The organism is Nonomuraea sp. NPDC049309 (genome assembly GCF_043196965.1).
GTDB classification, from domain to species: domain Bacteria; phylum Actinomycetota; class Actinomycetes; order Streptosporangiales; family Streptosporangiaceae; genus Nonomuraea; species Nonomuraea fastidiosa.
The window spans coordinates 184,567-203,367 of record NZ_JBICSH010000009.1 but is presented as its reverse complement, the minus strand read 5'-3'; the positions used below and the strand labels follow the sequence as shown (position 1 = coordinate 203,367).

23 protein-coding genes and 1 pseudogene are annotated in these 18,801 nt (G+C 70.3%); 17 read left to right on the top strand and 7 right to left on the bottom strand.

Features of this window, described 5'->3' with window-relative positions; translation table 11 throughout:
- Nucleotides 1–66 precede the first annotated feature (66 nt).
- The 12 genes and pseudogenes from ACGFIM_RS37950 (at nucleotide 67) to ACGFIM_RS37895 (ending at nucleotide 9,253) form a co-directional block, all read left to right on the top strand.
- Nucleotides 67–531 carry a DUF3237 domain-containing protein gene (locus ACGFIM_RS37950; RefSeq protein WP_393211244.1) on the top strand — a complete coding sequence of 155 codons (465 nt, stop codon included), beginning with the start codon at nucleotides 67–69 and terminating at the stop codon, nucleotides 529–531.
- 101 nt (nucleotides 532–632) lie between these two features.
- The gene (locus ACGFIM_RS37945; protein WP_393211241.1) at nucleotides 633–827 is read left to right on the top strand and encodes a hypothetical protein; all 195 of its coding nucleotides are present in this window, start codon (nucleotides 633–635) and stop codon (nucleotides 825–827) included.
- A gap of 797 nt (nucleotides 828–1,624) precedes the next feature.
- Entirely contained in the window at nucleotides 1,625–2,056 is a 432-nt protein-coding gene (locus ACGFIM_RS37940) for a hypothetical protein (RefSeq protein WP_393211238.1), read from the top strand.
- A gap of 322 nt (nucleotides 2,057–2,378) precedes the next feature.
- Nucleotides 2,379–2,654: a hypothetical protein gene (locus tag ACGFIM_RS37935; RefSeq protein WP_393211234.1), complete on the top strand. Its 276-nt coding sequence runs from the start codon at nucleotides 2,379–2,381 to the stop codon at nucleotides 2,652–2,654.
- Nucleotides 2,633–2,734 (top strand): annotated as a pseudogene (locus ACGFIM_RS37930) (IS5/IS1182 family transposase); the annotation flags it as partial. The gene ACGFIM_RS37935 and the pseudogene ACGFIM_RS37930, both read left to right, overlap by 22 nt.
- A gap of 82 nt (nucleotides 2,735–2,816) precedes the next feature.
- On the top strand, nucleotides 2,817–3,053 hold the full coding sequence (locus ACGFIM_RS37925; protein ID WP_393211290.1) for a hypothetical protein: 237 nt from the start codon (nucleotides 2,817–2,819) through the stop codon (nucleotides 3,051–3,053).
- A gap of 193 nt (nucleotides 3,054–3,246) precedes the next feature.
- Complete coding sequence (locus tag ACGFIM_RS37920) at nucleotides 3,247–3,489, top strand: hypothetical protein (RefSeq protein WP_393211231.1); 243 nt, start codon at nucleotides 3,247–3,249, stop codon at nucleotides 3,487–3,489.
- On the top strand, nucleotides 3,486–5,576 hold the full coding sequence (locus tag ACGFIM_RS37915; RefSeq protein WP_393211229.1) for a hypothetical protein: 2,091 nt from the start codon (nucleotides 3,486–3,488) through the stop codon (nucleotides 5,574–5,576). Before ACGFIM_RS37920 ends, ACGFIM_RS37915 begins: the two co-directional genes overlap by 4 nt.
- Before the next feature lie 314 nt (nucleotides 5,577–5,890).
- On the top strand, nucleotides 5,891–6,169 hold the full coding sequence (locus ACGFIM_RS37910) for a hypothetical protein (RefSeq protein WP_393211226.1): 279 nt from the start codon (nucleotides 5,891–5,893) through the stop codon (nucleotides 6,167–6,169).
- A 144-nt stretch (nucleotides 6,170–6,313) separates the two neighbouring features.
- On the top strand, nucleotides 6,314–7,618 hold the full coding sequence (locus ACGFIM_RS37905; RefSeq protein ID WP_393211223.1) for an MFS transporter: 1,305 nt from the start codon (nucleotides 6,314–6,316) through the stop codon (nucleotides 7,616–7,618).
- A gap of 67 nt (nucleotides 7,619–7,685) precedes the next feature.
- Nucleotides 7,686–8,204, top strand: coding sequence for a SigE family RNA polymerase sigma factor (locus ACGFIM_RS37900; RefSeq protein WP_393211221.1), 519 nt, complete (start codon nucleotides 7,686–7,688; stop codon nucleotides 8,202–8,204).
- Nucleotides 8,201–9,253 carry a hypothetical protein gene (locus ACGFIM_RS37895; RefSeq protein WP_393211219.1) on the top strand — a complete coding sequence of 351 codons (1,053 nt, stop codon included), beginning with the start codon at nucleotides 8,201–8,203 and terminating at the stop codon, nucleotides 9,251–9,253. The genes ACGFIM_RS37900 and ACGFIM_RS37895 overlap by 4 nt, the downstream gene beginning before the upstream one ends.
- A gap of 269 nt (nucleotides 9,254–9,522) precedes the next feature.
- On the opposite strand, the gene ACGFIM_RS37890 is transcribed toward ACGFIM_RS37895, so the two are convergent.
- Both ACGFIM_RS37890 and ACGFIM_RS37885 read right to left on the bottom strand, forming a co-directional pair.
- On the bottom strand, nucleotides 9,523–10,152 hold the full coding sequence (locus ACGFIM_RS37890) for a hypothetical protein (protein ID WP_393211217.1): 630 nt from the start codon (nucleotides 10,150–10,152) through the stop codon (nucleotides 9,523–9,525).
- A 213-nt stretch (nucleotides 10,153–10,365) separates the two neighbouring features.
- Nucleotides 10,366–10,800 carry a hypothetical protein gene (locus tag ACGFIM_RS37885; RefSeq protein ID WP_393211287.1) on the bottom strand — a complete coding sequence of 145 codons (435 nt, stop codon included), beginning with the start codon at nucleotides 10,798–10,800 and terminating at the stop codon, nucleotides 10,366–10,368.
- A gap of 94 nt (nucleotides 10,801–10,894) precedes the next feature.
- On the opposite strand from ACGFIM_RS37885, the gene ACGFIM_RS37880 reads away from it, so the two are divergent.
- Nucleotides 10,895–11,353 carry a S26 family signal peptidase gene (locus ACGFIM_RS37880; protein WP_393211214.1) on the top strand — a complete coding sequence of 153 codons (459 nt, stop codon included), beginning with the start codon at nucleotides 10,895–10,897 and terminating at the stop codon, nucleotides 11,351–11,353.
- On the opposite strand, the gene ACGFIM_RS37875 is transcribed toward ACGFIM_RS37880, so the two are convergent.
- From ACGFIM_RS37875 to ACGFIM_RS37860, 4 genes are all read right to left on the bottom strand, one after another.
- Nucleotides 11,272–13,128, bottom strand: coding sequence for an ABC transporter ATP-binding protein (locus tag ACGFIM_RS37875; RefSeq protein ID WP_393211211.1), 1,857 nt, complete (start codon nucleotides 13,126–13,128; stop codon nucleotides 11,272–11,274). The genes ACGFIM_RS37880 and ACGFIM_RS37875 overlap by 82 nt on opposite strands.
- A gap of 5 nt (nucleotides 13,129–13,133) precedes the next feature.
- The gene (locus ACGFIM_RS37870) at nucleotides 13,134–13,670 is read right to left on the bottom strand and encodes a hypothetical protein (protein WP_393211208.1); all 537 of its coding nucleotides are present in this window, start codon (nucleotides 13,668–13,670) and stop codon (nucleotides 13,134–13,136) included.
- Between the two features lie 63 nt (nucleotides 13,671–13,733).
- Nucleotides 13,734–14,255 carry a MauE/DoxX family redox-associated membrane protein gene (locus ACGFIM_RS37865; protein WP_393211205.1) on the bottom strand — a complete coding sequence of 174 codons (522 nt, stop codon included), beginning with the start codon at nucleotides 14,253–14,255 and terminating at the stop codon, nucleotides 13,734–13,736.
- Between the two features lie 25 nt (nucleotides 14,256–14,280).
- Nucleotides 14,281–14,421, bottom strand: coding sequence for a hypothetical protein (locus ACGFIM_RS37860; protein WP_364068096.1), 141 nt, complete (start codon nucleotides 14,419–14,421; stop codon nucleotides 14,281–14,283).
- A 184-nt stretch (nucleotides 14,422–14,605) separates the two neighbouring features.
- Between ACGFIM_RS37860 and ACGFIM_RS37855 the strand changes: the two genes are divergently transcribed.
- The 4 genes from ACGFIM_RS37855 (at nucleotide 14,606) to ACGFIM_RS37840 (ending at nucleotide 17,653) form a co-directional block, all read left to right on the top strand.
- On the top strand, nucleotides 14,606–15,532 hold the full coding sequence (locus ACGFIM_RS37855; protein WP_393211202.1) for a LuxR C-terminal-related transcriptional regulator: 927 nt from the start codon (nucleotides 14,606–14,608) through the stop codon (nucleotides 15,530–15,532).
- Between the two features lie 94 nt (nucleotides 15,533–15,626).
- Nucleotides 15,627–15,917, top strand: coding sequence for a hypothetical protein (locus tag ACGFIM_RS37850; protein WP_393211199.1), 291 nt, complete (start codon nucleotides 15,627–15,629; stop codon nucleotides 15,915–15,917).
- A 195-nt stretch (nucleotides 15,918–16,112) separates the two neighbouring features.
- The gene (locus ACGFIM_RS37845) at nucleotides 16,113–16,907 is read left to right on the top strand and encodes an oxidoreductase (protein WP_393211196.1); all 795 of its coding nucleotides are present in this window, start codon (nucleotides 16,113–16,115) and stop codon (nucleotides 16,905–16,907) included.
- A 14-nt stretch (nucleotides 16,908–16,921) separates the two neighbouring features.
- Nucleotides 16,922–17,653, top strand: coding sequence for an SDR family NAD(P)-dependent oxidoreductase (locus ACGFIM_RS37840; RefSeq protein ID WP_393211193.1), 732 nt, complete (start codon nucleotides 16,922–16,924; stop codon nucleotides 17,651–17,653).
- A gap of 11 nt (nucleotides 17,654–17,664) precedes the next feature.
- Here the strand turns inward: ACGFIM_RS37840 and ACGFIM_RS37835 are convergent, their stop codons facing one another.
- Nucleotides 17,665–18,564, bottom strand: coding sequence for a LysR family transcriptional regulator (locus tag ACGFIM_RS37835; RefSeq protein ID WP_393211191.1), 900 nt, complete (start codon nucleotides 18,562–18,564; stop codon nucleotides 17,665–17,667).
- Nucleotides 18,565–18,801: the final 237 nt, after the last annotated feature.

Below are 18,801 nucleotides of genomic sequence, written 5' to 3'. Positions count from 1 at the left end.
TAGACCACCTTCTTGAACACTGCACAAAAAGTCGGATAGGTTCGAGATCCCTGGAGAGGAGCCCCCTTGACCACTCCCGCGCCGCCGCTGACCCTGCGCCCGCTCGCCGAACTTCACGTGGAGATCGCAGAGCCGATCGACGCCGGCCGGATCCGCGCCGGACAGCGGCTGATCATCCCCATCACGGGCGGCACCGTGACCGGCAGGATCAGCGGCCACGTCGTACCCGGAGGCGCCGACTGGGCGATCGCCCGCGACGATGGCACGACGCTCGTCAGCGCCACCTACGCCCTGCGGACCGACGACGGCGTCATCCTGACCGTCTTCAATCAGGGCACCCTGCGCGGAGACGACGACGCCACGCCCGGCATCACCGCCTGCCGGATCGAAGCCCCGCAGGGCCCCTACTTCTGGCTCAACGACGTCCCCATCGTCGGCTCGCTCGTGCCCTCCCGCGCAGACGACACCATGGGCGTGGACCTCGCCTTCTACACCGTCGAGGCCGCTGCGCCGCCCACGCCCGCTGAGTGAGCCGGGACCGTCCCGGCGGGGCGTTTCCGCGGAGGCGTTCCAGCATCACTGCCGGGGTGGGCACTCCCCTGCCCCGGCCGGGCTGGAGTGCGGAAGGATCAGTGACCGGGGCGCTGTCGAGCGGGGACGTCGTGGCCACGGTGGGCCGGGTGGTGGCCATGAGGGTGACGGCGACGACGGCCTGGACACCCATGATCACGGCGAGGGTGACGGGCTGCTGGACGTTGAGCAGGACCATGGTGGCGTTCGTGGCGAAGTGCACGGCGATGGAGGTGAGGACGCCGCCGCGCTCATAGGCGTAGCAGCAGAGCATGGCCATGGGGATGGAGCTGGCGGCGAAGAGCACGCCGCTGGGGGTGGTGGCGCCGAGGCCGTTCTGAACGGTGCCGCCGACGGCGGCCCCTGATCGGCCCGAACGCGACCGCCCTGGCGCGGCGCATCATCACCGCCCTGCACGCATCCGGCAAGAGCGAGGAGGTCCAGGCCGTGGCGATCCGGGCCTTCTCCAACCAGATCCTGGGCGCGGCCGTCCGAGCGTTCTTCCTTATACGCACGCCCCCTCCTCGGAGGATCGAACCTGCCGGGAGACATCACAGAAAAGTTGGTTACCAGGGCATCCGGACCGTGCGGGGTTATCGTCGGTCGGGGCCCTTGACAGTTGCACGAGGAGAGCGGCATGCCCGGTCCTGATCGTGAGCTCATGCAAGCGGCGGTGCAACGCATCCAGAAGCTGTCCGACGACAACTGGTGGGTCCTGCACGCCTCCTGCCGGCTCCTTCATCACCGTGCCGGACTCGCTCCGCGAAGCCCAGAACCAGCTCGATGGCACGCTCGCGGCCAAGGCAGCCAAAGCTGCAGCCGCCGGAGACAAGAATGCGCTGAAACAGCTGCAGGCCTACGCCGCAAAAGCTCAAGACCCCTCATTCGCCAAGACGTTCCTCCAAAGGCTTCCCCGGCTTGACCAAGGAGGAGCTGGATCGAGTGCTGGTGCTTGTGAGCAGTGACAGGGACGCCGCGGTCGAACTTCAGGCCGCCGAAGCGGAACTCCGCATTCGCCCTGCTGATCTCTCCTATCGGGGGCCTCGGCGCCAAGGTGGCGGGCGAGCTGGGCGGAGTGGCCGGCGGGAAGGGCGCTGAGGTCGTCTTCGACAAACTCTCGTCGTACATCGCCAGTCGCATCATTCAGACGAGCATCACGTCAGATGAGGCCCTGCGCACCTCCGCGAGTCAGGTGGAGATGGTCGACTGGCTGATGCAAAGCGCTGTTATCAGCGTAAAAATCGCCGCCGATGACTGGTCGGAAGAGGCCATGAGAGACGCCGAAAACAAAACTTTCGTCACGGACGGACGGCCACCCAAGCTCAAGCCCATAGATGAGATCCTTGCGAACCCTGAAACCTTCGACGACTTCATGGAATGGGCACGCCGACACTCTGCCATCGAAAGCACTTCGAACGAGTTGGTGAACACCATGGAAACAGCCCGCAACCGTACGCATGACAGCGTAGGCGTCAACCACTACTGACATGCCATCTCGAATCACTCGCCCATCCCGCGGCGCCATCGTCGGCCTGTCACTGTCCCTTATCCTGACCGCAGGCTGCACCGATGCCAGAACATCGCCATCGCCCAGCGCAGAAGCCACGGCCTCGGTCGATCCGATAGTCGACTCCTCACCTTACTGGTGCGACTTCCTCCCCCAGCAGGCCGTCCGAGATATCACCGGCCTAAACGGAGCAATCGAAGAACGTAAGACCGGCGCGCCTACGACTCATGGGCAGTGCGCACTTCGTAATGACTATGACCGGCTCTCTCTCCTATGGTCGATAAGAGATGGCGACCACGTCTTGGACATCGCACGCGAGAACTTCGGCGACCATCAGCTGGCCGCTCTTCCCAAGGATCTCGGCACCGGTCTGATCGCATATACCGAACGTCCGCCGCGCACCAGACCGTACTACACGATGATGCTGTTTCGATGCGGCGACAAGCGACCGTGGATCAGCGTTGATCTTTCCGAAGTGCAAAGTGGACGCGACCCTGTGAGCGACTTGACGCAGTTGCTCACCATTGCCCGTAAACGCTATGGGGAGATTCACAGATGCACTCCCAGGCCGGCCTAACTAGGCCGTGTAGCAGGCGGCAGTTGATCGACGGGATCCGGTGGCGGATCCGGACCGGGGCGCCGTGGCGGGACGTTCCTGCCTGCTACGGCCGCTGGTTCAGCGTGTACGGATTGTTACGGCGCTGGAGCGGGAGGGGTCTGGGCGCGGATCCTGGCGGCGTTGCAGGCGTGTGCGGACGCCGCCGGGAAGATCGAGACGGTGAGCGTGGACTCGACGATCACCCGGGCTCACCAGCACGCGGCCGGAGCCCGCCGGGACGGCCACCTGCAGAAGGAGCCGCCCGGCGGGGTGCACAGCGAGAAGGCCGATCACGCGCTGGGGCGCTCACGCGGCGGGCTGACCACCAAACCCATCTGGCTTGCGAGCAAGGCCGCAAGCCGCTGGCTGCGGTGGTGACCGCCGAACAGCGGGGCGACAGCCCGCAGTTCATCCCGGTGCTGGGCAAGATCCGGGTGGCCCGCCTCGGCGGTGGCCGTCCCAGGACCCGCCCGGATCGGGTCCTGGCCGATACCCGTTGTCATACTTGAGGTCATTTCTCCGGCGATGCGCGCTACCTTCGAGGCAATAAGGTCGCCCGAGGGGGAATGCCATGCCTGACCCGGATCTGGAGGTCATGCAGGAAGCACTTCGCCGGATCCAGAAACTTTCCGACGATCATTGGTGGGCACTGCATCCGACGTGCACCCTGATGGAGAACGACGCCTGGGTGGGGCCGACCGGCCGGCGATTCGGTAAGGACGTGCACGCCGACCAGCAGGCATTGCGCGACATGCTGACCAAGGCAGTGGAGGAGGCCAGGGCCAAGGTCGCTTCGCTGGCGGGCCGGCGATGAATTTCGGGCCTGATTTCTCCGGGGTCAAGCAGCCCGAATTCGATTTGATGACCGCCCGGCACGCCTCCGCCGCCGAACGCCTGGCCTCTTTGGCCGGCCTGCTCTACGGCGAGCTTTCCCGAGCCGGCCTCGACACCTCTGCCGCCTCACGGATCAAGGCGATCGCCGAGCGCGCCGAACGACAGGCCGCGGATCTGCGGCGACGCCAGCAGCTCGCCCGCGATCTGGAAAAAGAGAAGGTGGTCTTCGGTACGCGCACCACGGCCGGGACGTTCCTCGTCGTGCCCGACAAGCTCTCCGACGCCCAGGCGATGCTGGACGGCACCCGCGCCGCCGACGCCCTCAAGGCCACGGCGAACGGTGAGGCCGACGAGGCCGCCCTGGGGCACCGGCTCGAAGAGCTGCACAAGTACGCCCGCCAGGCGGACGACCCGGAATTCGCGCTGGCGTTCCTCCGCAGGCTAGGGCCCAAGGATCTGGCAGCCATCCCCAACGCCCTGCGCAGAGCCATAGAACACGCGAACCCCGAAGAGCGGCACCGCCTGAACCGGCTGAGCGATCAGGCCTTTCGCACCATGAGCTCGGCCCTGGCCGCCGGCACCGATCCCAAGAGCCGCGCGTACATGGGCGACGACTACCTCGAACAGCTCAAGCAGGTCGGCCGCGATGAACCCAAGTCGGGCAGCAAGGCGTCAGGCATGCCCACGGGTTATCACGCTCTGGCCGCCATTCTGGCCGCGCATGACGGCAAGCCGCCATATTCGGCGAAGTTCATGGAGATCGTCGGACGCGACATGATCGACATGGACCGCGCCATCTGGAGCAAGGGCAAGAACACGGTCGTCCGGTCCATGCCGTCCATCGTCCCCGGGCTGTTGCACGCGGCCGCCTCCAGCAGGACGGCAAGCCAGACCCTGCTCTACCACACACCTCCAGGATCCACGACCACGAACCTCGACTACCTGCTGCGCGAGCGGCGGTCGCTGTGGTCGGATGCGCCGAACGGCATCAACGAGCCCTATCACGCGGGCGCCCAGTCATTCGGGGAGGCGCTGAAAAGCGCGATGTCCGGACACGACACGGTGTCCATACGGCTCCTGGCCGAAACCGTCAAGATCCTCGGCACCGATATCGCGCACTTCTTCAAGCGCAACGACGCAGAGCACCTCGAACTCACGGACAAGAAGGCGTTCAACGAACTCGCCGGGCTGCGCCGTCCGCTGGGCGACATCTTCGCCTCACGCATCGATTTATTGGGTCAGGTGTACGACAAACAGAACGTCCTGGAAACGAACGTCGGCGCCACCGAGCGCGACCGGACCGTCAACAACGGCGACCTCGACTGGGCCATGCTGTTCGTGAGCAGCGACGACAACGCGTTCAAGCACATCGTGCAGGCGCAGAGCGAGCACATGCGGGTGGAGATCGACTCCATTTTCCCGCTTAAGGACAAGGGCCAGCGCATGACCGACCCCATCTCCCGGGAGAGCTACACGTTCGGTCACATCCTTGAGGCCCGCCGCCAGGCACTGCTGGCCGCCGGACGCGGCGAAGAGGCCGCGCTCAAGGAGCTACAGGAAATGGTGAAGTCCGCCGTCGGCATGCTTCCCGTGCCCGGACAGGCGGCGGTGGGCCACATCGCGGCCAATGCCTTCAAGGGCATGAAGCTCGAAGAGTTCAGCAAGGCCCTGGTCGACAAGACCTTCGATCAAGGCACCGGATACGCCTTCGACAAAGCGGGGAGCTGGGTCAGCGAGCAGATGAAGGGGAAAACCCTGGACGAGGCCTACCGGGCCGCCAAGAACAGCCATGACCTGGTGGAACAGCTCATGATCCAGATGATCGCCTCTGCGACGATCGTCCATGGCGAGCATGACGGAGAGGGTCTGACGGGGCGTCCGTTCGTGCGAAACGGCCAGATCAAGCCCTTGGTGGAGATGACACCAGACGAATATCGCGCCTTCTTGCACTGGGCTCAGCAGCACTCGAATTTCAGCGGCAACAAACACGTAGCCGGTAGCGGGCTGCACATGGGCCGTGAAGACGCGGGTGATACTTATCGGTTCTCAGCGCGAGGGACATCATGAAACATCGCTTGCCGTCCATCATCGCCGGCCTCGTAGCGATCACCGCCGTCGCGTCATGCGGTGCTGACCCCGGTTCTGCGCCGCCCCCGCCTTCACCTACGCCCACCGCCGATTTACGGCCGGTCGTCGACCAGGCGCCGTACTGGTGTGAGTTCATTCCGCAGGAGGCGTTCCGCCGGGTCTCCGGAATCACGCAACCCCTCACCGAGGAGAAAGACGGCCCATGGAAGAACGACGGGGGCTGTCTCCTCGTAGGAAACGGCAGGGAACCAGTAGGTGTGTGGTGGTCCAAGATCGACGACAGTGCCGCCCGTTTGAAGCTTCTCCGCGACAACTGGGACTCCACCGACCCCACCCCACTGCCCTCCGACCTAGGCGACGGTTTCGTCGCGTACGCCGGACCCGACTCGCTCGAAACCCGCCCCTACTTCTCCGTGGCCCGCTTCCGCTGCGGCAAGGAGAAGCCGTGGATCAGCATCGACCTGGAGACCGTGGCGCAGGGACGTGACCCTGTCAAGGACATCACCGACCTGCTGCGCGTGGCCCGCACTCGCTACGGCCGCCTGCACGACTGCACACCCAAGCCGCTGTAACCGCCGGCGCGCCTTGAATGTCCCGCGTCAAAATCGCCAAGATGGCGAGATGGCGATCGAACGCGACTACAAGTCGTGACAGACGCGCAGCCCGGGCAGGCCCCGAACGTCCGATACGGCGTTCTCGCCGCTGCCCTGCTCACCGTGGAATTCATCGCGGGCATCCAGACGTACCTGATCCGCACCGTGGTGCCGATCGTCGGCGCCGAGCTGGACGCGCACGAGTTCTACGGCGTCATCAACGGCACCGGGCAGGTCGCGATGTTCCTGACCATGCCGCTGGGGCCGTACCTGTTGCAGCGCTTCCGCGTGGACCGGCTGCTGCTGCACCTGACGTGGCTGAGCGTCGCGGGCGGGGTGATCAGTGCGGTCGCGGGGAACGTCGGCGTGTTCGTGCTCGGCCAGGGGGTGGCCGGGCTGGCCGGCGGGGCGCTCGCGTCGGTGTCGCTGGCGGCGATCGTCTCGGTGATGCCGGAGACGTGGCGGCGCCTGGTGCTCGCCGGCTACAACGTCATGTGGGTCTGCACCTCGCTCCTCGGCCCCCTGTACGCCGGGTGGATCGCGTCGGCGCTGAGCTGGCGGTGGGCGTTCGTGGCCTACCTGCCGCTGCTCGTGATCGCGCGGGTCGTCATCGCGCGCCAGCTCACCGGCACCATGCAATCCGGCCGTGAGGAACGGCTCACGTTGGGGTCCGCGATCCTGCTCTCCGCGAGCGTGGCCCTGCTGTCCGGCGTCGGGCTGCGCGGGCTGCCCGACGCCGCCGCGATCGCCGTCGGCGCAGTGGGCGTGGCCGGGGCGCTGGTGGCGGCGGCCAGGCTGCTGCCCGGCGGGACCTTGAAGGTTCGGGCGGGACGTCCCGCCGCGCTGGCGACGATGGGGTTGCTGACCGCCGCGTACTTCGGTGCCGCCGCGATCATCGCCATCATCGTTCACGACCTGCTGCATGGGACGAACGGCCAGGTCGCGCTGGTCCTCGGAGCGGGCGGGCTGGGCTGGGCGTTCGCCGGGCTCGCGGCCGCCCGCTGGCCGGCCAAGCCCGCGCGGGCGTACGCACGCCGCTCCGCGCTGGGCGCCGGCCTCATCACCGCGGGCCTCGTCGCCATCGGCGCCCCGCTGCTCGCCGGCGACCTGGCCTGGGGCGTCGAGCCGGCCCTTGCCGGGTGGACGGTCGCGGGCATCGGCATGGGGCTGACGTACCTCGACACGCTCAACCACATCGTGGACGTGCCGGAGGAGGCGGACGGCGTCTCCACCAGCAAGGCCGCCGCCTCGGCGGTCCTGGTCGAGGCGATCGCCACGGCCGTCATGACCACGATCACGACCGCGACGGTCGGGCGCGGCGTCGCCCAAGGCGGAGGAGCGACGATCACGGTCGCGGTCCTCGCCGTCACCGCCGTGACCGCCGTGTCCGTCGCCGTGGCGGCGGCCCGCGTCCGCCTGCCGCGATAGCCGGGCAACCGTTGGCGGGCTCCACCAGGTCATAACGGGAGCCAGCACAACGGAAAGGGCACGGCTGATGCGTGACAAGTCAGAGTTCGTGACGTACGTCGAGGCGCGATCTCCGCGGCTGTTACGGACCGCGTACCTGCTCTGCCGTGACTGGACGCAAGCGGAGGACCTGCTGCAGACCGCCCTGGTACGCGTGTGGCGGGCCTGGGGCCGCATCAGCGAGAGCCCGGACGCGTACATGACCAAAGTCCTGGTCAACACGCACCTGTCCTGGCGGCGCCGCCTCTGGCACCGCGAGCTGCCGACGGACGCCCCGCCCGACACGGCCGTACCGGACGACAGGATGGGCATGACCGACGAACGGGAGATGCTCTGGGCGGCGCTGGGACGCCTGCCCCCGCGCCAGCGAGCGGTCCTGGTCCTGCGCTATTTCGAGGACCTGCCCGAATCCGCCGTGGCCGAGATCCTCAACTGCTCCATCGGCACCGTCAAGAGCCAAAGCAGCAAGGCACTGGCCAAGCTGCGCATCGACCCCCAGATCGCGCCGCCGGCGGTGGCGTCCCGTCTGAGAGGAGAGCTGGGATGACACCCACCTTGAACCACCTGCGTGACGTGTTCGACGACATGAGCGCCCGTGCGCCCGACAACCACCAGCGCATGGCCCAGCTCGAACGCCGCATCCGCCGCGACCGCCGCCGCCGCGCCGCCGGGGCCGTCCTGGCCGGCGCGGCCGTCATCACCGCCGCCGCCGTCACCGTCCCCGGCCTTCTCTCTCCCGGTACGGCCACGCCGCAGACGTCCGTGGCCGCGCAGCCGGCGGCCGAGGAGGAGCTGCCGGAGCGGTTCACCTCCGAGGACGGCTCCGGCTACCGCCGTCTGGCCGCGACCACCCTGCACAAGGGCGAGCGGGTGACGACGCTCACGGTCCCGGTCACCGGCAAGCCGCTGGAGGTGGCCGCGATGTGCCCCAAGGGCGACCCGACGGTGCTGGCCAGGCCCAAGGCCATGGTGGACGGCGAGTTCGTCGGCACCCGGTTCAACCAGTGCCTCACCAAGGAGGACATGGGGATGGTCCTGGAAGCGCTCGACGTCCCCGAGGGCGCCCGGCAGGTCACCGTCACCTTCGACGCCACCGACGAGATCTGCGCCCGCGGCGAGAGCGCCCAGTGCCCCGACCGCCCGACCCGGCGGCCCGCCGACTGGCCGCTGGCGATCTACGAGTACACGCCGCCGGCCCAGCCCGTCGAACCGCCCCCGATCGAGGACTTCCCCGCCGCGCTGGGCTCCCAGAAGCTGGTCGGGCAGGTCACCGGGGTCTGGCCGCAGGAGACGACCTTCAGCCGGACGTTCACCAGCCTTGGCGGCCGGTTCCGCATCGAGCACCGGTGCACGGGGAGCTTCGCGGATCGCATCACCATCTCGTACTCGATCGGCGACAAGTCGTACAAGGGGGCGTGGGTGTGCGACGACAACCCCCTGGACGCGTCCAACGTCCTGCTGTGGAGCCCGACGATCCCCGCCGGCACCAAGGTCACCATCACCGGCAAGGTGCAGATGACCGGAGGACACCCCAACCGGCAGACGCGCTGGGCGGTGGGGGTGTACTCGGAAATGATCATTAAGCTCCCACGCTGACGCTGCTTCACGTAACGGCCCGCCAGGCCCGGGCACGTTCGGGCACGGCGGGCCGTTCCGCTTCGCGCCGGGGACAGAAGCGACGCCGTCCTCCCCTGCTCGAACGCCTGCACGCGGCCGGCCTGACCGACATCGCCTCCGGCGAACCGCCCGCCGGAGGGCTCGCTGCGACCGCAAGGCTCGCACGTCGCGGTGACGGCACGCCCTGGTCAAGGCGTTCCGCGAGCCGCCGTCGTACCGTGCCGCTGCGGCGCCACGCCTCGCGAACTTCAGGGGTTACCGCGGATGGCGGCTATGGCTATTTCGCCGTTGGCGGCGTGGCTGGCCACCTGGGGTGCTACCACGCTGTCCACGATCACCGTCGCCTGGGTGGCGGTGCCGGAGGTGTACGTGACGCCGTCCACCACCGCTTCCTCGGCGACGACGTCCGGCTCCGGGGCGTGGTTTCTGCGGCTCGGGACGTGGATGAGCTGGACGTGTTCGCCGCGGCGCAGGTCGTAGGGGGCTTGGCCGGGTTTCAGGGCCAGGCCCAGCCGGACGGGGTGTCCCGCCGCCGTGCTGCCGTCGGCGCCTGCGACCATCGCCGGGGTGAGGAGGGTGCCGGGCAGGACCGTGACCGAGGCTACGGCGGTCGCCAGCCGGCCGCGTTGCGACCAGGGCCAGTACGTGCCGCCGTCGTCGGCGACGCGGGCCTCCTGGAGCACGGTGGGGCCGAAGGGCTGGCCGGCGCCGACCCGGCCGGTGACGCGGATGACGGCGGCACGCTCGCCGGCGCCCATCACCAGCAGCATCGTGGTCAGCGCGCCGCCGAGCACCAGCAGCACGGCCAGGGCGGCGAGGCCGGGCTTGCGCTGGCGGGACCACTGGGGAAGCTGACGGGAGGCGGCGTCGGTCAGCACACCCGCTCCTTAGTGTCTTCTGCCGGAAGTTGCAGGGGGTCGTCGGGGCTGCGGGGTCGGGGGTCTTCTCCTGGCGGCTCTTCGAGTTGTGGTGGCCGGGGCATGGCGCTGCTGAGCGGCGGGCGGGGCCGGCCGGTGTTGCGCACCTCGCCGGTCACGCCGCCACATCTTGTCACTCAGGGTGATCGGCCGCAATCCGTTCGTGTCAACCGCTCATGGGGTCCGGCGGCAGACGTCCTGGTACGGCGCCCCGCCCCGGTAGCGGTCCCATTCGGCGGGGGTCAGGGAGCGGCGATCGCGGCCCGCCTGCCGTCCGCGCTGCAGGAAGTCCTGCTCGAACGGGGTCGGCGTGACGCTCCTGCGGCCGGTGGCGGCCCAGCTCAGCGCCTGTTCGAGGCGGCTGCCCTGGAAGAGGTCGGCGTCGCGCCTGCCGTTCTCGATCCAGTGGCGGACGGCGGTGTTGATGGAGGCGGGCATGGCCGGCCCGGCGCGCTCGGTCTCCACCCACCGGCGCAGCCTGGGCCAGGCGCGCAGCAGGCCGGGCCGGGACAGCGCGACCGTGCCGTCGCCGCTGACGATCACGTACGAGAACGCTTCGAGCACCCGCTTGACCGCCGTGGACTCCCGCTCGGGACGCCCGTCGAACAGCTCGCCTGCCTTGGATGCGCCACGGTCGAGGCAGGCGTCTCCTTTTCTGGCCGGGCCGGTTCCGTTCGTGATCTTGCGCGTCTAGGGTGAGGGCGTGTGGTTCGCGGTTGCCGCCGTCGCGGCGCTCGTCCTCGCCCTGGCGGTCGCCGCCCGGCGCGGGCTCGTCGTCGTCCAGGTGAGCGGCGTGAGCATGGCGCCGACCTTCCTTCCCGGTGATCGGGTGCTGGTCCGCAGGACCTCGGCGGTGCGGCGCGGCCAGGTGATCGTGTTCGAGTCGACGCGGCCCGGCGGGTGGGGCACGGGGCCGCCCGGTCCGCCATGGGCGATCAAGCGGGTGACCGCGCTGCCCGGCGATCCCGTGCCCGACGACGTCGCGAAGGCGGCCAAGGCCGAGCCGGGTGAGCCGGTGCCCGAGGGGGCGCTGGTGGTCGTCGGGGACGGCCCGTCCAGCGCCGACTCCCGGGTGTACGGCTATCTGCCGGCCGACCGGGTGCTCGGGGTGGTCGTACGCAGGCTCTCCTCCGGCCCATCGTCCCCCGGGCCGGTCTCGTAACCGGCGGCCTGCAGCGTGAACAGCCTGGCGTACTCGCCGCCCAGCGCCATCAGCTCCTCGTGCGTGCCGCGCTCCGCGATCCGCCCCTCGCTCAGCACCACGATCAGGTCGGCGTCGCGTACGGTGCCGAGCCGGTGCGAGATGAGCACGCTGGTGCGCTCGCCCCGGTAGGCCCGCAGGCCGGTGTGGACCTCGTGCTCGGCCTGGGCGTCGAGGCCGGAGCTCGGCTCGTCGAGGATGAGCAGGTCCTGGCGCTGCCGCAGGTACGCGCGGGCCAGCGCGAGCCGCTGCCACTGCCCGCCGGACAGCGAGACCCCCGACTGCTCGTCGCGGTCGCCGAAGAGGCGGCTGAGCATGGTGTCGTAGCCCCGGGGCAGCGCGGCGATCGTGTCGTGGACACCCGCCCGGCGGGCCGCCTCCCGCACCTCGTCCGGCCCCGCCGCCAGGTCTCCGAGCCGGATGTTCTCGGCTGCGGTGAGGTCGTAGTCCATGTAGTCCTGGAAGACCGCGCCGATGCGCCCACGCAGGTCGGCGGGGTCGGCGTCGCGCAGGTCCACGCCGTCCCAGGTGATCCGCCCCTTGCTCGGGTCGTACATCCGGCACAGCAGCTTGACCAGGGTGCTCTTGCCCGCGCCGTTCACGCCGACGAGCGCCACCGTGCGGCCGTACGGGATGAACAGATCGACCCCGCGCAGGATCCACGGATGCTCGTCGCTGTAGCGGAACCACACGTCGCGCAGCTCGATCCCGCGCCGCAGCGCGGGCAGCGCGACCGGCTCGCGCGGAACGGGCAGGTCGGGCTCGGCCGCCACCACCTCCACGTAATGGCCGAACATCAGCAGCGCGTTGTGCACGTCGGCCCAGTGCCTGACGATCGCGGTCAGCGCCGACTGGACGCCCGCGACGGCCGCGACGAAGACCGTCACGTCACCCGCGCTGATGTCCCCCGCCGCGGCGCTGACGATGGCCCAGATCAGCCCGCCGGCCGCCACCGCGCTGCCGAGCAGCGCCATCGCGCCCTGGCTGCGCAGGGCACGGCGGTCGACCTCGCGCTCGGCCCTGTTGATGTCGCGCACCTCGTCGAGCATCCGGGTACGCAGGTGGTCGCCCAGCCCGAACAGCCGCACCTCCTTGGCCGCCTCGGGGCGGGTGAGCAGGTCGCCGAAGAACACCTGCCGCCGCATGGCGGGGGTGATGTCCCACATCACCTGGGCGCGCTTGCGGCTGAGCATCAGCTCGACCCGCGCCGCCGGCAGCGCGGCGACGGCGATCACGGCGATCATGAGGGGGTTGATGGCGGCCAGGCCGGCGGCGAAGCCGGCCAGCGTGACGACCGCCTGCCCGATGGCCAGCGTGCCGATGACCAGACGGTCGGGGGCGTTGCCGCTCGCGTCGTACGCCAGCCTGAGCGTGTCGTGGAAGCCCGGCGTCTCGAACCGGCTGAGCCCCGGATGGCGGTTGACCGCCCGGAACAGCCGGTCGTAGATGAGCACGCGGAGCGACCTGCGCAGCTGCGCCTTGGCGTACTCGGCAAAGTGCGGCAGCACGATCACGGCAAGCCCCGCGACGGCGAGCCCGGCCGCCGCGGGGGCCAGCGCGGCGGGCCCGTCGCCCCTGATGATCGCGTCCAGCACGACTTTCGTCAGCCAGGCGGTCGCGACCGGCGCCACCCCGCTGAGCACGCCGAGCGCGGCCGCACTGACGGCGGCGGCGGGGTGGGCGGTCCAGGCGAGAGCGGCGGCGACGCGGATGCGGCCGAGCAGGGGGTTCGCCATGGCGGTCAGAGGGTCGCGGGGATGGGCAGCTCGTCCGTGGAGTGCGCGGACGCCGTCACGGTGCCGGCGCCGTCCACGAGGTAGAAGCCGGGGAACGGCGGGCGGCCGAAGGCCGTGTACATGGGGCCGTCGCGCTGCTCGGTGACCACGGTGGCGACGTCCGCGAGCGCGGCGGCGAACGCCTCCTCCTTCGGCCCGCCGCCCACGACCAGCGCCACGACGCGGTCGCGGCCCAGGAGGCGGATCCGTTCCGCGAACACGGGCAGATGCTCGTCGCAGGCGGAGCAGTCGGTGGAGAACATGCCGACGACGGCCGGCCCGCCGCCCGCGCCGAACGTGGCCTTGCCGACCTCCGCGCCGGTGACGGCGGTCGTGGTGAAGTCCGGCAGCCGGGTGCCCGGCGGGGTGAAGGCGGGCGGTGCGGTCACGTGCCGCAGGACGTTCGCGTGCTCGCGCAGGCGGCGTATGACGGCGAGGAGCAGGAAGAGGTTGAGGGCGCTCAGCACGCCGACGAAGACGACGGCGGCGACGAGGAAGGACATCGGCGACCCTTACGTACGGTCGAGCGGGGTGATGACGGGTGCGGCGCACCGGGCTCGGTGCGTTCAGTGCGTCGCGAACAGGTCGGCGAGGTCGTCGGTGAAGACGGCGAGCAGCGCGAGCAGGCCCCCGGCGGCGATCGCCAGCACCGCCCCGGCGGCGTGTGGCCGCGCGTCCCCGTACGAGGTGGCCACGCCGGCGACGGCCACGGCGGTCAGGGCGAGGTTGCGTACGAGGTGCCTGCGCCCGATCGGCGCCGCCGACGCGCCGAAGCAGTTGCAGGTGGCCCGGGTGCCCGAGCGGAGCGCGTGCCCGATGCCGAGGGAGAAGGCCAGCAGCGCGGCACCGGCCAGGACCAGCCCGGCCGGTGCCGTGGACCTCGTGGCCAGCAGCACGACGGTGGCGGACTCGACGGCGACCACCGCGGCGGGCAGCACGGCCGGCACCCGGCCCCGCGGCAGCGGGACGAGCGCCGGCACCGACCGCCGGAACGCCTCGAACGCCGCACGCCCGCGCACCTTGCCGACCACCGCCACCAGGAACACGATGCCCAGGGTGCAGCGGGCGGTCAGCGCGACGTACTCCATGCCGCTGATCCGTGAGGCCGGGGGCTCAGCGGCAGTACGTCTTGCCGGCGTAGATGCAGCAGTGGATACCGGTGTCGGTCCACCAGCAGGGCTCGGCCTCGGCGGTGGTGGTGGGCAGGAACCTGCTGAGCAGCCGGTCGCTCAGCTCGTTGAGTGCACGGATCACAGGGGTCCTCCTTGTGGTGCGAGCCGGCGGCGGAGACGCCGGCAAAGGGGCGTCGTTCGCGATTTGGGTGATCTACGACGACACCTGGACAATAACCACGGATGATCAACTGACATAAGCGGTCAGGGCTGGCAGCATGCTGTAGTGCCGTGCAGCTTCCTGTCACTCGTCCATCGGGAGCCACATGAGCCTCAGCAGTCTCGGACTGACCGATCTCGAGGAGTGCGTCTACCGGGACCTCCTGAGCGGCCGCGAGACGGCGACGGACGACCCGGACGGCTTATCCGCCGCACTGCGCAACCTGGCCGGCCTCGGCCTCGTACGCTTCGACGAGGCAGGACGCCCCGTCCCCGTCGAGCCGGAGATCGGCGTCAGCCGCCTGATCCGCCGGCGGCTGCTGGAGACCCACGCGCAGCAGCGGCGCATCTCGGCGGCGTGGGAGGCGGTCCACCTGCTGAGCGCGCAGCGGCGCGGCGCCTGCCGTACGGTCACCATCGAGCAGATCGACGGCGCCGACCGGATCTACGAGCGCATCTGCTCCCTGGCGCTCGACGCGCAGGAAGTGCTGATCATGCAGCCGGAGCACCTCCGCCCGTGCCCCGACGGGCTCTCGGCCCGCCTCCAGCGGATCGCGGAGGGCGCCCGCTGGCGCACGATCATCTCCAGGAAGAGCCTGCTGGATCCGGCGGTCATGGACCTCTGCGTCACCCTGCACCGCGCCGGCGACCACCACCGGCTCATGGACGACGACGGGCAGGCCATGGTGATCGTCGACCGGTCGGTGGTGTTCGTGCCCAGCGACCCCGGCGGAGGCCACCGGAGCGCCCTCATGATCTCCCAGGCGGGCGTGGTCGCGGCGATGACGGATCTGTTCGAACGCGTCTGGGCGCACGCGCAGGACCTCGAACCCTGCCACGCGCCCGGCCTCACCCCGCGCGAGCGGCGGGTCCTCTACCTGCTGGCCAGCACCCACAAGGACGAGGTGGCGGCCAGGGAGATGGGCGTGAGCCTGCGGACGTACCGGCGGCACGTGGCCGCGCTGCTGGAACGGCTGGGCGCGGCGAACCGCTTCCAGGGCGCGCTGCTCGCCAAACAGCAGGGCTGGATCTGACGGCAGGGCCCGCCGTCGGCGGCCGAGCGGGCGGACGCCGTGACGGTGTCGCCCGCGCGCTGGAGGCGGAGCCCCGGGCCTCCCTGGAGTACCCGTGGCCGATCGCCGGGGCCATCGAGGAGACCGGCGCGGGCCCGAGGTTCGCGGGGTCCGCATCACGGCCGCGGGATCCGGCGAGACGCGGGCGACCGACGACTTCGAGATCAGCGCCGACGGGGTCGATGACGTGTACTGCCTGCGCATCTCACCGCCTCACTCCTCCGACCCGCTCGGGACGAGCGCGACCGGCACGCCCTCCGTCACCCTCGAAGCGCTCCTGCTGATCGGCGCGGCTCCTCCCCGGCTGCGATCGGGTCGCCGCGTCCCTCCGGGCGGCGGCTCGTGAGGGGATCGGCGGGCAGCTTGTGGGCAGGCCGCCTCGCCCTGCCCTCCTACCGACGCCGGCCGAACGGCCATAGGCGTTCCCTATAGGGCCCACTGAATTTTACTCTTTGATTTCCGTTCTTTCCCGGGCATAGCGTGTAAGCGCTGCGAGAGTTGCGCTTTTTCTTTTATTTTTCTACGGAAAGGACGGGCGGCGATGACCACCGTCGTGAAGGAAACGGAAACGCCGGAGTTCGCGGGAAGGCGGGCCGTGGTGACGGGTGGGACGCGGGGCATCGGGGCGGCCGTCGCACGGCGGCTGCTGGAGGCCGGCGCCCAGGTGCTCACCACCGCGCGGTCGGCCGCCGGCGAGCCGCCGGAGGGGGCCGCGTTCGTGCCGGCCGACGTGCGGACCAGGGCGGGGGCCGAGGCCGTCGCCGCCGCCGCGCGGGAGGCCATGGGCGGTGTGGACATCGTGGTGCACAACGCGGGCGGCGCGCAGGCGTACGAGGGCAGCACGGACATCCCCGACGAGGTGTGGCAGGACGCGCTCGACCTGAACTTCCTGTCATCGGTACGGCTGAACGCGCTGCTCGTGCCGCAGATGCGGGAACGCCGCCAGGGCGCGATCGTGCACATCTCGTCGGCCGCGACCCTCGCCCCCGAGGCTGCGTCGTTCCTGCACTATTCGGCCGCGAAAGCGGCGCTGGAGACCTACAGCAGGGGGCTCGCGCTGGAGCTGGCGCCGTACGGCGTCCGCGTCAACGCCGTCTCGCCCGGCAGGATCGCCACCCCGGGCGGCGAGCAGACGCGGGCGCACTGGGCCGAGGTGGCCGCCCGCATGGAGGGCGCGCCGGTCCAGAACGACACCGCGCTCGCCACCACGCCGGTCGGCCGTGACGGGCGGCCCGACGACATCGCGGAGGCGGTGCTCTTCCTCGTCTCCGAAAGGGCGAGTTTTCTGATCGGCCGCACACTCGTCGTCGACGGCGGCGAATTCCCGATGGGCTGAAAGGTTCTCCGCACATGGAATTCCGCGGAAAAACGGCACTGCTCACCGGCGGGACGTCCGGCATCGGGCTGGCCACCGCCCGGCTGCTGGCGTGCGAGGGCGCCGCCGTCGTCATCAGCGGACGCGACCCCGAACGCGGCGAAAAGGCCGAGCGCCTCGCGCGGGAGGACGGCTCGGTCCGGTACGTCCAGGCGGACATGGCCGACCTCGAGTCGGTCGCCGAGCTGGCCAGGCGGAGCGGCCCGGTGGACATCCTGGTCAACAACGCGGGTGTCTTCCCCACAGCGCCCGCGCTCGAACAGAGCGTGAAGGGGTACGAGGAGATCTTCGCCGTCAACGTACGCGGGCCGTACTTCCTGGTCGCGGCGCTCGTACCGGACATGCTGGCCAAGGGCGAGGGCGCCATCGTCAACGTCAGCACGCTGGCGGCGCACCGGGGGTTCACGGGGACGTCCGTCTACGGCGCGTCCAAGGCGGCGCTGGAGGCGCTGACCCGGGCGTGGGCGAAGGAGTTCGGCGACGGCGGCGTACGCGTCAACAGCGTCTCCCCCGGCCCGGTACTCACCGAAGGGGTGGTGGCCGCGTACGGCGACGCGGGCAACGAGCCCGTCGCCCGCGACCTCGGCATCCCCAGGACGGCCGAGCCGCGCGAGCTCGCCGAGGCCATCTGCTTCCTCGCCTCGCCCCGCGCCGGATTCGTCAACGGCACCACGCTCCACGTGGACGCCGGCGGCGCCGTCTTCTAGCTCGCTGTCGTCTAGCCCACCTGCGCGTACGACGCCGTACGCGACCAGCTCTCCTCCCGCAGGAGCTCCAGCAGCGCCGTCTCCGCCGGGCCCGCGCCCAGCCGGAGCCCGGCGATGACGGGCTGCGACACGACCGGCAGCACCGGCCGGGCGAGCCGCTCGTACCCGTGCGGAACCGCGGAGGCCGGCACCAGCGTCACGCCCAGCCCATGGGCGGCCCAGCGCACGGCGGTCGCCGTCTGGGACACGCGGGCGGCCGTGGTCGTGGTCAGGCCGTTGTCACGCAGGACGTCCCGCAGCACGGCGTCCAGCGCGCTCTCGCGGTCGAACCTGATCCACGGCTCGCCCTCCAGGTCGCGCAGCTCGACCTTGTCCGCGGCGAGCAGCCGGTGCCCGGAGCCCAGCGCCACGACGAACTCCTCGTCCCCCAGGTGGTAGGCGTCGGCGCCGCCTTCGTCGCAGGCCGAGGCCACCAGGACCAGGTCCAGCACGCCGCGGCGGCCCAGGCGTTCGAGCTCGGCGGGGTTCGGCTCCTCGAAGACGGTGACCTCGAGGCGGGGGAACCGGCGGCGCAGCTTGGCCAGCGCGCTCGGCAGCTGCCGCGTACCGAGGCCCATCTGCGCCGCCACCAGCAGCTCGCCCTCCAGCTCGCCGGCCCCGGCACGCGCCATCGCCCGCGCCCGCCTGGCCGCGGCCACCGCCACCTGCGCCTCCCGCAGGAACGCCCGCCCGGCCGCCGTGGGCACCAGGCCCGTCGGCATACGGGTGAACAGCGTGACGCCGAGCTCCCGCTCCAGGCTGCGGATCTGCTGGGACACCGACGGCTGGGCGACCCGCAGCACCTCGGCCGCCGCCGTCACCGACCCCTCCTCGGCCACGGCCAAGGCGTACTCGTACTGACGAAGACTCATGCCGGCCAGCCCCCTCCCACCCGCTTGTAATCATGTAAGCAGTGAACGACCACCCTAGGGCGGCGCCCCCGCTTCGCCCAAAGCGGCGTTCGGCTCCGTACCGCCCGGCGCCGCGCAGCGCACCACCCATTGCAATCGATATTCATCGCGCTTTATGCCGACAAAAGTCGCCGATCAAGAAGATCTACGAAACGGTGCTCTCGGCCGCAGAGAAACATCGAAGATCTTTTAGGTTTT

Excerpts from the sequence above, each read along its gene's own strand:
- ACGFIM_RS37920 (WP_393211231.1), top strand. The coding sequence starts at position 3,247 with ATGCCTGACCCGGATCTGGAGGTCATGCAGGAAGCACTTCGCCGGATC.
- ACGFIM_RS37915 (WP_393211229.1), top strand. The coding sequence starts at position 3,486 with ATGAATTTCGGGCCTGATTTCTCCGGGGTCAAGCAGCCCGAATTCGAT.
- ACGFIM_RS37900 (WP_393211221.1), top strand. The coding sequence starts at position 7,686 with ATGCGTGACAAGTCAGAGTTCGTGACGTACGTCGAGGCGCGATCTCCG.
- ACGFIM_RS37895 (WP_393211219.1), top strand. The coding sequence starts at position 8,201 with ATGACACCCACCTTGAACCACCTGCGTGACGTGTTCGACGACATGAGC.
- ACGFIM_RS37875 (WP_393211211.1), bottom strand. The coding sequence starts at position 13,128 with ATGGCGAACCCCCTGCTCGGCCGCATCCGCGTCGCCGCCGCTCTCGCC.
- ACGFIM_RS37870 (WP_393211208.1), bottom strand. The coding sequence starts at position 13,670 with ATGTCCTTCCTCGTCGCCGCCGTCGTCTTCGTCGGCGTGCTGAGCGCC.
- ACGFIM_RS37865 (WP_393211205.1), bottom strand. The coding sequence starts at position 14,255 with ATGGAGTACGTCGCGCTGACCGCCCGCTGCACCCTGGGCATCGTGTTC.
- ACGFIM_RS37855 (WP_393211202.1), top strand. The coding sequence starts at position 14,606 with ATGAGCCTCAGCAGTCTCGGACTGACCGATCTCGAGGAGTGCGTCTAC.
- ACGFIM_RS37845 (WP_393211196.1), top strand. The coding sequence starts at position 16,113 with ATGACCACCGTCGTGAAGGAAACGGAAACGCCGGAGTTCGCGGGAAGG.
- ACGFIM_RS37840 (WP_393211193.1), top strand. The coding sequence starts at position 16,922 with ATGGAATTCCGCGGAAAAACGGCACTGCTCACCGGCGGGACGTCCGGC.
- ACGFIM_RS37835 (WP_393211191.1), bottom strand. The coding sequence starts at position 18,564 with ATGAGTCTTCGTCAGTACGAGTACGCCTTGGCCGTGGCCGAGGAGGGG.